Origin of the sequence: uncultured Pigmentiphaga sp. (assembly GCF_937950555.1) — a bacterium.
Classification (GTDB): Bacteria; Pseudomonadota; Gammaproteobacteria; order Burkholderiales; family Burkholderiaceae_B; genus Pigmentiphaga.
Genome location: NZ_CALFCW010000046.1, coordinates 74508 through 87651, shown reverse-complemented (window position 1 = coordinate 87651; position 13144 = coordinate 74508). Strand labels below are relative to the sequence as shown.

General features: G+C 66.9%; 10 protein-coding genes and 1 riboswitch. Of the genes, 5 read left to right on the top strand and 5 right to left on the bottom strand.

Going from position 1 to position 13144, the window contains the following annotated elements; translation table 11 throughout:
* The gene (locus Q0319_RS12375; protein WP_299452927.1) at positions 1 to 1305 is read left to right on the top strand and encodes an RNA polymerase sigma factor; all 1305 of its coding nucleotides are present in this window, start codon (positions 1 to 3) and stop codon (positions 1303 to 1305) included.
* A 44-nt stretch (positions 1306 to 1349) separates the two neighbouring features.
* Entirely contained in the window at positions 1350 to 2894 is a 1545-nt protein-coding gene (locus Q0319_RS12370) for an MFS transporter (protein WP_299452925.1), read from the top strand.
* A gap of 3 nt (positions 2895 to 2897) precedes the next feature.
* Here the strand turns inward: Q0319_RS12370 and Q0319_RS12365 are convergent, their stop codons facing one another.
* A complete protein-coding gene (locus Q0319_RS12365; protein WP_299452923.1) occupies positions 2898 to 4211 on the bottom strand; it encodes a DUF445 domain-containing protein in 1314 nt (437 codons plus the stop codon).
* Positions 4212 to 4375: 164 nt separating this feature from the next.
* On the opposite strand from Q0319_RS12365, the gene Q0319_RS12360 reads away from it, so the two are divergent.
* The gene (locus tag Q0319_RS12360; RefSeq protein WP_296465152.1) at positions 4376 to 5065 is read left to right on the top strand and encodes a substrate-binding domain-containing protein; all 690 of its coding nucleotides are present in this window, start codon (positions 4376 to 4378) and stop codon (positions 5063 to 5065) included.
* 70 nt (positions 5066 to 5135) lie between these two features.
* On the opposite strand, the gene Q0319_RS12355 is transcribed toward Q0319_RS12360, so the two are convergent.
* From Q0319_RS12355 to Q0319_RS12345, 3 genes are all read right to left on the bottom strand, one after another.
* A complete protein-coding gene (locus tag Q0319_RS12355; protein WP_296465154.1) occupies positions 5136 to 6335 on the bottom strand; it encodes an acetyl-CoA C-acyltransferase in 1200 nt (399 codons plus the stop codon).
* 136 nt (positions 6336 to 6471) lie between these two features.
* Positions 6472 to 8877 (bottom strand): 3-hydroxyacyl-CoA dehydrogenase NAD-binding domain-containing protein, encoded by a 2406-nt coding sequence (locus Q0319_RS12350; protein WP_296465159.1) that lies wholly within the window; start codon positions 8875 to 8877, stop codon positions 6472 to 6474.
* A 191-nt stretch (positions 8878 to 9068) separates the two neighbouring features.
* Positions 9069 to 9629, bottom strand: coding sequence for a TMEM165/GDT1 family protein (locus Q0319_RS12345; protein ID WP_296465162.1), 561 nt, complete (start codon positions 9627 to 9629; stop codon positions 9069 to 9071).
* 46 nt (positions 9630 to 9675) lie between these two features.
* Positions 9676 to 9811, bottom strand: a riboswitch (yybP-ykoY riboswitch).
* A 79-nt stretch (positions 9812 to 9890) separates the two neighbouring features.
* Here Q0319_RS12345 and Q0319_RS12340 point away from each other — a divergent pair.
* Complete coding sequence (locus Q0319_RS12340; RefSeq protein WP_296465165.1) at positions 9891 to 10682, top strand: M15 family metallopeptidase; 792 nt, start codon at positions 9891 to 9893, stop codon at positions 10680 to 10682.
* A 46-nt stretch (positions 10683 to 10728) separates the two neighbouring features.
* Complete coding sequence (locus Q0319_RS12335) at positions 10729 to 12081, top strand: MFS transporter (RefSeq protein WP_296465171.1); 1353 nt, start codon at positions 10729 to 10731, stop codon at positions 12079 to 12081.
* Here Q0319_RS12335 and Q0319_RS12330 read toward each other — a convergent pair.
* Positions 12073 to 12945 carry an endonuclease/exonuclease/phosphatase family protein gene (locus Q0319_RS12330; RefSeq protein WP_296465174.1) on the bottom strand — a complete coding sequence of 291 codons (873 nt, stop codon included), beginning with the start codon at positions 12943 to 12945 and terminating at the stop codon, positions 12073 to 12075. The genes Q0319_RS12335 and Q0319_RS12330 overlap by 9 nt on opposite strands.
* Between the last annotated feature and the right edge of the window lie 199 nt (positions 12946 to 13144).

The window sequence follows — 13144 nt, the reverse complement described above, 5'->3', positions numbered from 1 at the left end:
GTGACGAACGCGGCGACCCACCAAGCCATCGAGGCCGTATGGCGCATCGAGTCGGCCAAGATCATCGCCGGCGTCGCACGCATGGTGCGCGACGTGGGCCTGGCCGAGGAACTGGCTCACGATGCCCTGGTCACCGCGCTCGAACGCTGGCCGGTCGATGGCATCCCCGACAATCCCGGAGCCTGGCTCATGACAACGGCGAAAAACCGGGCGCTCGACCGGTTGCGGCAGGCGAGCCTGCATGCGCGCCGGCAGGAGGAGTTCGGCCATGAGGCAGCCGTGCTGCGCGAGCAATACGCGCCGGATCCGGCCGACCGCCTGGAAGCCGCCCGGGAAGACGACGTAGGCGACGATTTGCTGCGCCTCATCTTCACGGCCTGCCATCCCGTGCTGTCCGCCGACGCGCGGGTCGCGCTCACGCTGCGCCTGCTGGGCGGATTGACTACCCAGGAAATCGCCCGCGCCTATCTCGTTTCGGAGCCGACCATCGCGCAGCGCATCGTGCGCGCCAAACGCACGCTGGCCGCGGCCAAAGTCCCGTTCGAAGTTCCCCGCGGACCAGACCGCGCGGCCCGGCTCACATCCGTGCTCGAAGTGATTTACCTCATCTTCAACGAAGGGTATTCCGCCACCGCAGGCGACGACTGGATGCGCCCTGCGCTGTGCCACGAAGCGCTGCGGCTGGCGCGCATACTCGCCGAACTGTCGCCCGATGACAGCGAAGTCCACGGCTTGTGCGCGCTGCTGGAGCTGCAGGCCTCGCGCATCCCCGCTCGCATCGGAGCCGACGGCCGTCCCGTGCTGCTGCTGGAGCAGGACCGCACGCGCTGGGATCCGCTGCTGATACGGCGCGGACTCACCGCCCTCGCCCGCTCGGAGGCGCTGGGTGGCGCGTGTGGCCCCTACGCGCTGCAAGCAGCGCTGGCGGCCTGCCATGCCCGCGCACGCCGTCCCGAGGAGACAGATTGGGAAGAGATCGTCGCGCTCTACGACGCTTTGGCCGAAGTGGCGCCCTCGCCGGTGGTGGAACTGAACCGGGCAGTGGCCCTCGGCATGGCCTTCGGTCCGCAAGCGGGCCTCGAACGCGTGGACGCGCTGCGCAACGATCCGGCCCTGGCGAACTATCATTGGCTACCGAGCGTACGCGGCGACCTGCTGTTCAAGCTCGGCCGCCGCGAAGAAGCCCGCGAGGAGTTCCTTCGCGCGGCAGCCATGACGCGCAACGCCAAGGAACAGGAACTCCTCTTGGCGCGCGCAGCCGAAGCCCTGGTGCCAGGCGGAAAGCTGGATGGCGGCTCCGCATGAAGCCTGCCGCGCCCCCTGGCATCGCTCACCCGCATCTTTGATTCATGACCTCTGTTTCCCCCGCAAAAGCGACTCGCAAAGAATGGATAGGCCTCGCGGTCATCGCCTTGCCCTGCCTGGTGTATGCCATGGACCTGACCGTGCTGAACCTCGCAGTGCCGGCCATCAGCGCGCAGCTGCATCCCACCAGCTCTCAATTGCTGTGGATCATCGATATCTATGGTTTCCTCGTGGCGGGCCTGCTGATCACCATGGGCACGCTGGGCGACCGGATCGGGCGCCGCAAGCTCTTGCTGCTCGGCGCGGCGGCCTTCGGCGTTGCTTCCACGATCGCGGCTTTCTCCGACAGCGCCGGGATGCTGATCGTCATGCGAGCACTGCTTGGCCTGGCCGGCGCCACGCTGGCCCCGTCCACGCTGTCCTTGATCCGCAACATGTTCCACGACGAGCATGAAAGGCAATTCGCCATCGGCGTCTGGATGGCCAGCTTCTCGGTCGGCGGCGCGATCGGGCCGCTGGTGGGCGGGGTGCTGCTGGAGTTTTTCTGGTGGGGATCGGTCTTCCTGGTCGCCGTGCCGGTGATGCTGCTCCTGCTGGCGCTGGGCCCGATATTGCTGCCCGAGTATCGCGACCCGCAGGCCGGCCGCGTCGATGCGCTGAGCGTCGCGTGCTCGCTCGCTTCAGTGCTGGCCACGATCTACGGGCTCAAGCAAATCGCGCAACACGGCTGGAACTGGACCGCGGCGGCAGCCATTGCGGCGGGCCTGGCGATAGGCACGGCCTTCGTCCGCCGGCAGCGCCACCTGGCCTATCCGCTGCTCGATACCAGCCTGTTCCGGCGGCCTGCCTTTTGCGCGGCCATCGCCAGCTATTCCTTGTCCGGCCTGGCGATGTTCGGGGTTTACATCTTCATCACCCAATACCTGCAATTGGTGCTGGGCCTCGACCCTTTGCGCGCCGGACTGGCCACCGTTCCCTGGGCGATCGGGTTCGTGGCTGGATCGCTGCTCGGGCCGCGCCTGGCAAGACACATGTCGCCGCTGCGCATCGTGATGGGTGGGCTGTCGATGGCGACAGTGGGCTTCGTATTGCTCCTGGGCGCGGACGGTGCCTATGGGCTCGAAGCGATCATTGCCGGCATGGTCGTCATAAGCCTGGGCATGGCGCCCGTCTTCACCATCGGCAATGAGATCATTCTCTCCTCCGCGCCGCCCGAGCGCGCCGGTGCCGCCTCGGCGATTTCGGAGACCGGCGCCGAATTCAGCGGCGCGCTCGGCATCGCCCTGCTCGGCAGCCTCGGCACCGTGATTTACCGGCATGGCTTGGCAAAGGCCATGCCAGCCGAGCTGCCGACGGACCTGGCCACCGCGGCGGCATCGACCCTGGGGGGTGCGGTGGCCGTGGCCAGCTCCCTGTCCGGCCCCAACGCGGACGCCGTGCTGGCGGCCGCCCGCGCCGCGTTCACGGACGCACTGCAGTTCACCGCAGCCATCGGCGCCGTGCTCATGGCATGCACGACGGTCGTCGCGGCGCGCCTGCTGCGCGATGCGCCGCCCCGCCGCCCGCTGGTGCCGGACGATGCGGCGTGAAGTTCATCCGCCCAGGGCCACGACCAGCGCATGCAGCGCCACGCCAATCAGGCCTCCGACCAAGGTGCCGTTATAGCGGATGTACTGCAGATCGCGGCCTACGCTCAGCTCCAGCTCGTCGACCAATCGCCGTTCATCCCAGTCCTTGACGGTCTGGGCGATGTGTTCCGTGACACCTGCGCGCAACCGGTCCGCAAGGCTGCGCGCGCCGGCCATGACGTGCTCATTGATCGCCGCGCGCAAGCCGGGATTGGCCGCCAGGTGGCCACCCAATTTGAGCAGGCTATGCTCCAGGTGCCGCGCGAGCGGCGAATCCTCGCTCTCGAGGTTGCGGCGCAAGGACGCGTGGATCTCGTCCCATAAGCCTTGCACGTAATCACGCACGGTCGGCTGGTCGATCAGTCGCGACTTGATCTGGTCGATCTGCGCGCGCAGGGCTTGGTCATCCCGCAAGCGGGCGATGTATGCCTCGACCCAGGCTTCGTAGTCCCGGCGCATCGGGTGGTCCGGACGCGACAGGACCTCATGCAATTCGTCCATCATGGCGCGCGCGAGCTTGTCGGCCAGGCTGTCGGCGATGCCATCCACCGGCTTGACCAGGTCCAGGGTTCGCACGATGCGGGGCCACTCCTTGCGCGCATACTTCACCATGAGCGCAGAAACCCGCGCCTTGACCCCTTCTTCGTCCAGGTATCCGGCCAGGCGGCGCAGCGCTTCGTCCAATAGCTGGTGATGCCGTCCGTCGCGCGTCAGCAACCCCATCACTTCGCCCGCGGTGGCACCGGCGTCCCAAGCACGCAGCCGGGCCACCACGAACTCCTGCATCGCCGTCCGCACGGCGCGCTCGTCGAGCAGGTCGAGGGCCTGCGCCAACCAAGTGCGCGCCATGCCCGCCACTGCGCGCGCCTGGGCGGGCTCGCCCAGCCACGCTGCGAGCCGGCTCGCCGGGTCAAAGACCTGCAGCCTTTGGAGGAGCGCATCGGGATCGAGGAAGTGGTCCCGCACGAAAACGGCCAGGTTGTCGGCCAGGCGAGCCTTGTTGCTGGGAATGATGGCCGTGTGCGGAATGGGCAGGCCAAGCGGCCGCTTGAAGAGTGCGACCACTGCAAACCAGTCCGCCAATGCGCCAACGACCGCCGCCTCGCAGAACGCGCGCACCCAGGCCCACGGGCCCTGGCCGCCCATTGCATGGCTGAGCGCGAACCCAGCCAGCGCCGCGGCAAGCAGGCCGAGCGCGCCGAGTTTCATGCGACGCAATCGAATCAGGCGGGGGTCAGGCAAAGTGCGCGGACTCAAGACGACCGAAAACCGGTACATCGTAAAGGATTGTCTGCACTATACCCGTGCGGCATCTCCCGTCGGGTGCCGGCCCGGATCCGGCTCGCGCCGGTGGCAGGGGGCGGATTCCCGTATGTTTTAATTTGGCGCAGGCGCGGGCCTCTCGTCTCATGTCGCCGGCCCATCTATAGGAAGCGAACCGCATGGCCTCCCAGATCCGCATCATTTGCTCGATCGCAACCAAACAGTTGCTTGCCGACCTCGTCTCCAAGTACCGGCAATCGCATGACCAGGAAATCATCGTCGAAGCTGTCGGCGGCGTGGACGCTGCCAAGCGCGTGCGCGAAGGCGAAGCGTTCGACGCCGTCGTGCTGGCCGCCAATGTCATCGACCAGCTGACCGAGGCCGGCCGGATCCTTGCCGGCAGCCGGACCGACCTGGTGCAATCCGGCGTCTATGTGGCCGTGCGGGCCGGCGCGCCGCGGGTGGACATCAGCTCGGAAGCGGCAGTCCGGCAGGCGGTGCTCGATGCTGCATCCGTCGGCTACTCCACGGGCCCGAGCGGCGTTTACCTGACCAAGTTGTTCGAACGCTGGGGAATCGCCGATCAAATCAAAGATCGCGCGATCCAGTCCAAGCCCGGCATTCCCGTCGGCACGCTCATCGCAAAAGGCGAGGTGGCGCTCGGCTTCCAGCAGCGAAGCGAACTCCTGAACATCCCCGGCATCGAGATCCTCGGCCCGCTGCCGCCCGAGCTCCAGATCCTGACCACGTTCTCGGCCGGCATCACCACGGCGTCAGAACAGCCCGACGCCGTCCGCGCCCTGCTCGACTTCATGACCAGCCCGGATACCGCCGAAATCAAGCGCCAGAACGGCATGGAGCCGATCTGACACTCGCCGCAAGCCGCCACGCGATGCGGCGCGGCCACGTGCGGCAATCGCCTGCCGCCTCCGGCCGCCGCTAGACGCGCTCGAAGATGCCGGCAGCGCCCATGCCCGTCCCGACGCACATCGTGACCATGCCGTACTTCAAGTTGCGGCGTCGCAATGCATGGACCACGGTGGCCGCACGTATGGCGCCCGTTGCACCCAGCGGGTGCCCCAATGCAATGGCGCCGCCCATGGGGTTGACCTTGGCCGGGTCCAGGCCGAGGTCCCGGATCACCGCCAACGACTGCGCGGCAAAAGCTTCGTTGAGCTCGATCCAGTCGATGTCGCCCAGCGACAGCCCGGCCTGCTTGAGCGCAGCCGGCACCGCCTCTTTGGGGCCGATGCCCATGATCTCCGGCGGCACGCCGCGCACCGCCGACGTGACGAAGCGCGCCAGCGGCGTGAGGTTGAATTCTTCCAGGATACGCTCGGACACCAGTACCAACGCGCCGGCGCCGTCCGAGGTCTGCGAACTGTTGCCCGCCGTCACGCTTCCCCGAGCCGCGAACACGGGCTTTAGCCGGGCGAGCGCCTCGGCGCTGGTGTCGGCGCGCGGGCCTTCGTCGAGCGATACGGTGCGCTTGCGGGTGACGACCTGCTGCGCGTCGAGATCGGGACTATGCGTCTCGACCGCGATCGGCGCGATCTCGTCCTTGAACTCCCCGGCCTGCTGCGCAGCCAGCGCCTTCTGATGCGATGCCAGGGCGAAGGCGTCCTGGTCCTCGCGCGAGACCCTCCACTGGGCGGCGACTCTCTCGGCCGTCAGGCCCATGCCGTAGGCAATGCCGATGTTTTCATCGCCCTCGAACACGCGCGGATTGACCGAGGGGTTGAACCCCATCATGGGCACCATGCTCATGGACTCCGTGCCGCCGGCGATCATCACGTCCGCCTCGCCCACGCGTATGCGGTCTGCGGCCATGGCAACGGCGGTCAGCCCCGAGGCGCAGAACCGGTTCACCGTCACGCCGCCCACGCTTTGCGGAAGCCCCGCCAGCAAGGAAGCAATCCGCGCGACGTTCAAGCCTTGCGCGCCCTCGGGCATGGCGCAGCCGACGATGACGTCCTGGATGCGCTGCGGGTCCAGCCCCGGCACCTGCGCCAGCGCCGCCCGGATCGCGTGCACCAGCAAGTCGTCGGGCCGCACCGTCCTGAGCGCGCCGCGCGGCGCCTTGCCGATCGGCGTGCGCGCGGCGGCGACGACGTAAGCATCCTGCAATTGTCGAGACATCCCATTCTCCTTCGGTCTGTTCTTCATTGGCGCCGGGACGCGGCGCGGCGCCTCAACCTATCTCGCGATGGCCCGCGGCCGCCGCGGTAACGAGCCAAGGACGGCGTCGAGACCGCGCGCCGGGGCACGGGCGCGGTCAATTCCTGACGGGCTTGCCGGTCTGCATCATGCCGGTGATGCGCTCTTGCGTCTTGGGTTCGTTCAGCAGCGCCATGAAGGTCCGGCGCTCGAGCGCCATGATCCACTGTTCATCTACCAGCGAACCCGCCTCGATATCGCCGCCGCACAGGATCTCGGCAATGGCGCGGCCCAGGTGATAGTCGTACTCGGAAATGAATCCGCCGTCGCGCATGTTGACGAGCTGCGAAGCCAGCGTCGCGATGCCCTCGCTGCCTGCCACCGCAAACGGCTCTTTCCAGGGCGCCCGCCAACCGGCTTCGTGCAAGGCCTGCGCCTGCCGGATTGCCACGTACAGCACCTCATGCACGTTGAAGACGATAGGATCATCTTCCAGCAGATACCCCATGCGCCGGGCTTCGATGGCGGACTTGGATACCTGCGCCGTGGCAGCCTGGATCGCGTATTTCTTCAGGAAATGCAACAGCGATGTGTCGGGCGCCGACGCGTGCTCCTGGGCCGCACGCCGCGCAAGATACGTCAGGCCGCCTCCGCCGGGAATGAGCCCCACGCCCACCTCGACCAGGCCGAGATAGGTCTCGAAATGGGCGACGCGGCGCGCGCAATAAACCGACAGTTCGCAACCGCCGCCCAAGGCCATGCCTGCCAGCCCGGCCACGGTGGGGACCTGTGCGTAGCGCAGGCGGAGCATCAATTGCTGCAACCGCTCCTGTTCGGGAGCGATGGCCTGCACGCCGCCGCTCATGAACAAGGGCATCATGGCCTGCAGGTCGGCACCCGCCGAGAACGGCTCGCCCGGATTCCAGATCACCAGGCCGCGGTAGCTTTCCTCGGCCAGGTCGACGGCACGCAGCAAGCCCAGGGTGACCGCCGAGCTGATGGTGTGCATCTTGGTCTTGAACGAGGCGATGAGCACATCGTCGAGTCCGGCGCGATCCAGCGTCCACAACCGAATGGCCTCGTCCTCGAAAACGGTGCGGCCGGACGCGAGCGGCTGGATGCCCTCGCCCGCGAGGGCGGCACGGAACACCTGGCGCTGGTAGACGGGCAGGCCCGAACGCGCCTCGAAGCGGCGCGCCGCCGGGTTCCACGACCCCTCCGGCACGTGCACGCCGCCGCGCTCGACCACCGGTCCGCTCGTGACCCAGGCGGGCAGCGGCGCGCTCGACAGCGACTTGCCGGCGGCGACGTCGGCCGCAACCCATTCCGCAACCTGCAGCCAGCCTGCCTGCTGCCACAGTTCGAACGGCCCGATGCCATGGCCGAAGCCCCATCGCATCGCGAAGTCCACGTCGCGCGCCGTGTCGGCGATGTCGGCCAGGTGCACGGCGATGTAGTGGAAGGTGTCGCGCAGGAGCGCCCATACGAACTGGGCCTGGGGATGATCGCTCTCGCGCAGCGCGCGCAGCCGCTGCGCGGCGTCGGGATTCTTGAGGATGCGCGCAACGGCGTCATCGGTCTTGCCGTCGGCCGGGACGTATTGGCCGGCGGCAGGATCCAGGCGCAGAATGGCCTTGCCTTCCTTGCGGAAGAACCCCGCGCCGGTCTTCTGCCCGAGCGCGCCTTCCTTGATCAGCCTTGCCAGCACTGGCGGCGTGCCGTAATGGGCGGCGAAAGGATCGCCAGGAAGATAGTCTTCCATGGTCTTGATGACGTGCGCCAGCGTGTCGAGGCCAACCACGTCACCGGTGCGGAAGGTACCCGACTTGGCGCGTCCAAGCTTGGCGCCCGTCAAATCGTCCACGACATCGTAGGTCAGGCCGAATTTCTCTGCCTCGATCATCGCGGCGAGCAGGCCGAACACGCCGACCCGGTTGCCGATGAAGTTGGGCGTATCCTTGGCGCGCACCACGCCCTTGCCGAGCACCGTGGTCAGGAAAGCCTCGAGCCGGTCGAGGATGGAGGGGTCGGTAAGCGGCGTCGGGATCAGCTCCACCAAGTGCATGTACCGCGGCGGATTAAAGAAATGCACGCCGCAGAAACGCGATCGCAAGCCCTCGTCCATTCCCTCGGAGAGCGCTGAAATCGACAGGCCGGAGGTATTGGTGGCGAAGATGGCGTCCGGCCCGATGGCGGGCGCAACCTTGGCGTACAGATCGTGCTTCCAATCCATGCGCTCGGCGATGGCCTCGATCACCAGGTCGCATTCCCGGAGCTTGGAGAGATCCTCCTCATAGTTGGCGGGCTCGATGAGCGTGGCGAGATCGGGCGCGCCCAGCGGCGCCGGGCTGAGCTTGCGCAAGTTTTCGATCGCCTTGAGTACGATGCCGTTCTTGGGACCTTCCTTGGCAGGCAGATCGAACAAGACCACTGGCACCTTGGCATTGACGCAGTGGGCCGCAATCTGCGCGCCCATGACGCCGGCTCCGAGCACGGCGACTTTGCGAACGATGAAATTCGACATGGTTTTCCTGGCGGTAAGGCGGGTCGGCCTGGCCGACCCATCTCGGTCAATGGAGGCATGCGCCGCCTGGGGGCGCACGGGCAAAGTCGGAACGACGCGGCTCGCACAGCCGCCCGACGAGCGGCTGCTCACAACGGATAGTCTACCGTCCCGTCCCCGCTTCGTCAGGCCGGCCAAGGCCTCGCCCGACGCTAGAACATGCCGAGCAAAGCCGCGATGCCCAAACAGGCGAATATCAGGGCAGCTACGCCATGCACGAGCTTGACCGGCAGGCGATGCGCCAGCTTGTCGCCCAGCACGACGGCGGGCACATTGGCAATCATCATGCCCAGGGTCGTGCCGGCAACCACGGCCGAGTACGCCTGGAACTGCGCCACCAGCGCAACGGTGGCGAATTGCGTCTTGTCGCCCATCTCGGCCAAGAAGAAGGCCACGACCGTAGTGCCGAACACCCCGAGCCGCAAGCGACCGGCGTCCGCTTCATCGAGCTTGTCCGGTATCAGCATCCAGACTGCCATGCCGAGGAATGACACCCCAAGAATCCAACGCAGCGCTTCCGGCCCGACGATGCGCGTGAGCCAGGCTCCGACGGCGCCTGCCAGGGCGTGGTTGACGATGGTCGCCGTGAAGATGCCTAGGATGATGGGCCAGGGCCGCCGCCAGCGGGCGGCCAGGCAGAGGGCGAGAAGTTGGGTTTTGTCACCGATCTCGGCCAGGGCCACGATGCCGGTCGAGACGAGGAAGGCTTCCATGTTGCAATGCGCTCCGGGCCGGCGGTTGACCGCATGACCGCGCAACAGCCCCGGCCCCCCGGTCGATGCGCGATCAAAGGTCTTGCCAAGTCCAGGACCGTCTGCGCCATGCCGTGAGGCAAGCATGTTGACGCAGACCCTTGCACGCACGCGCAAGGCGGCTACTCCCCAATGACGGGCGGCAGTATACCGCATGTGACGTATCGCCCGCGGCGATGCCCGCGCCGCATAATATGCGCTGCGTGATCCCATGGAATTTGCATGAAAAACCGGCCCCATGCACAGGAACCCCGCCAGCAAGCCCGCGAAGGCGGCCACGCGCTGGCCCAGGCCACGGGCGCCTGCCTTGCCGCCGCGGCCCTGCTGGCACCGGCCGCGCAGGCCGCCGACGAACCGGCCGCCATGCCCGTCGGGTTCGTGCACCTGACCGACGTGGCACAGACCGTACGACTAGACATCCGCTATCACGGCAGCGCGAATTTCCTCGGCCGCCCGGTGGCGGGCTACGACGCTCCCACCTGCATCCTGACCGAACCTGCCGCGCGCAAGCTGCTTGGCGTCCAGCGCGAACTGCTTGCGCAGGGCCTGACGCTCAAGGTGTTCGACTGCTATCGGCCACAACGCGCCGTCAATGATTTCGTGGCCTGGACACGCGATGGCTCGCACCAGCCTACCAAGGCCGAGTATTTCCCCCACGTGGCCAAGGAGTCGCTGCTAGACCTCGGCTACATCGCCGAACGTTCCGGCCACAGCCGTGGCAGCACCGTCGACCTGACCCTCGCCGCCATCGATCCGTCGCGCGCGGACGCCTTGCCCACGAAAGGCCCGCTGCTGCCCAATGGAGAGGTGGACATGGGCACTCCGTTCGATCTTTTTGATGTAAAGTCGCATACTGACCATCCGGATTTACCCGAGGTTGTCCGACACAATCGCCAGTTCCTCAAGGACTTGATGGCCAAACACGGCTTCCGCAATCTGCCTGAGGAGTGGTGGCACTACACCCTGGACGACGAACCGTATCCGGACACCTATTTCAACTTCCCCGTGCGCTGACCTGCCGCTCGCCCGGCTGCGCGGTGGGCGTACGCATAAGAAGAACATGCACTTCCTGGACGGACTTCCCCCGCCGCGCAAGTATTGGGCCTTGGCAGCGACGATGCTGGCCATGACGATGACGGTCCTGGAGACCACCATCACCAACGTCGCGCTGCCTTCCATTGCCCGGGACCTCGGCATTTCCCCGGCGCAGGCGGTGTGGATCGTCAATACCTATCAGCTGGCCATCGTCGTTGCGCTGCTGCCGTTTTCATCGCTCGGAGAAATCCTCGGCTATCGCCGGATATTCACCGCGGGCCTGGCCGCGTTCACCGTCGCCTCGGCGGGCTGTGCGATGTCTGGCTCGTTCGGCGTGTTGATCTCGTTCCGGGTGCTGCAGGGCCTGGGCGCGGCCGCGGTCATGAGCGTCACTCCCGCACTGCTGCGTTTCATCTACTCCCAGAAACAGTTCGGGCGCGCGATCGGCTACAACGCGCTGGTCGTGGCGACCTCATCGGCTGCAGGCCCCATGCTGGGCTCGCTGATCCTCTCGATCGCCTCATGGCCCTGGCTGTTCGCGGTCAGCATCCCCATCGGCCTGTTCATCCTCTCGATAGGCAGCCGCATGCTGCCCGAGACCGAACTGGCCAAGCGGCCTTTCGACGCGCTCAGCGCCGTGTTGAGCGGCTCGACCTTCGGGCTGCTGGTAGTGGGCATCGACCGCCTGCTGGCGGACATCAAGACTGCAGCGGTCCTGCTCTGCCTCGCCGCCCTGGCGGGCGTGGCCCTGGTGCGCCGCGAACTCACGCAAGCCACGCCGCTGCTGCCGCTCGACCTGCTGCGCATCCGCCAATTCGCGTTCTCGATCGGCGCTTCGGTGTGCGCCTTTTCCGGGCAGACCATCTCGTATATCTCGCTGCCCTTCTACTTCCACCAGGCATTGGGGCGCAGCCAGATCGAAATCGGCATGTTGATGGTCCCATGGCCCCTGGCCGTCGCCATTGCCGCGCCGATCGCGGGACGCATGGCCGAAAGCATTGCGCCGGCCATCCTGTGCTCGGTCGGCGCCGGCCTGGTGGCTTTCGGATTGCTCGTCATCGCCCTGCTTCCGGCCGGCACGCCCAATGGCTGGGTCATGGCCTTCATGGCGCTTTCCGGGGTCGGTTTCGGCATGTTCCAGACGCCCAACAACCGGGCCATGCTGACCGCCGCACCGCGACACCGCAGCGGGGGTGCAGGCGGCCTGCAGGCAACTGCCCGGCAGTTCGGCATGGCACTGGGGGCAGCGCTGGCCGCCCTGGCCTTCACGGCGATCCCGTCGCACGGCCCCACCTCGGGCCTTATCCTGGCTGCGGTGTTCCTGGCAGCCGCCTCCGGCGTCAGCGCCGCCCGGCCAGGGACGCGCGTCTCAGGGTAATTCCAGCTCCGCGAGCAACGGCGCGTGGTCCGACAGCCGTGACCACGGGCGCCCGTACAGCACGCTCGCCTGCCGCACGGAAAAACCGCGCTGGTATATCCGGTCCAGCCTCAGCCACGGGAAAAAAGCCGGGAAAGTACGCGGCGGGCGAGGCGTGATCAGTTCGTTGCCCATGCCGAGCCGAGGCGGGGAAGCCATGCCGGCGCGCCATTGCCAAGGCGAGACCTCGCCGCCGCGCAGCAATTGCCCAAGCATGCGCACGGAGTCCCGTAGCCTGGGCAACTCGACATTGTTGCCGCGTGGCGCCGTCGCGAATACCTCATGCACCTCCAGGCGCCGCACCAGGAAGTCCGATAGCGTGTTGGTCCAATCGTTGAAATCGCCGGCGATCAAAATGGGCGCGCCCGAAGGCACCGCTTCTTCGATGCGGGAAACCAGCGCGCCAACCTGCCGCGTGCGGCTGCCGGCGAACAGCCCCAGGTGCACGACAAAGCAATGCACCTCGTGCCGGCCGATCGCCACGCGTGCGTGCAGCAGCCCCCGCTGCTCCAGCCGGTGATCGGAAATGTCCTGGTTCTGGTGCGAAAGAATGGGGAACCGCGACAACAGCGCATTGCCATGGTCGGTGTGGCGGTACACCGCGTTTCGTCCATAGGCAGCTTCCAAGCGCAGCGCCGCGGCCAGCATCTGATGCTGTTCGTGCAGCGTCCCGGATCGCTCGTTGCGCCCCTGGACCTCCTGTAGAAAGGCCAGGTCGGCGCGCAAGCCGTGCAGGCCGAGGCGCAGCTCCTGCACGGACTCGCGCTTGCCCAGGGCCGAAAGCCCTTTGTGGATGTTATAGCTGACGACACGGACGACGGACATCGTGCTTGAGGAAAACCGGAAGAGGCCTTAAATATGCGGCCATGGATGAGCAGATACAAGATGCCATCTTCCCGCCCCGGCGCCGCCGCTGCGTTATCATGGGCCGGCAAAGCTCGCGCCGGAGCCCGGCCGCGCCCTGCACGGGGAGGCCTTGGCTTGGTCGCGCCCTCTATTTCGACATCCAGATCCGGGAATCTCC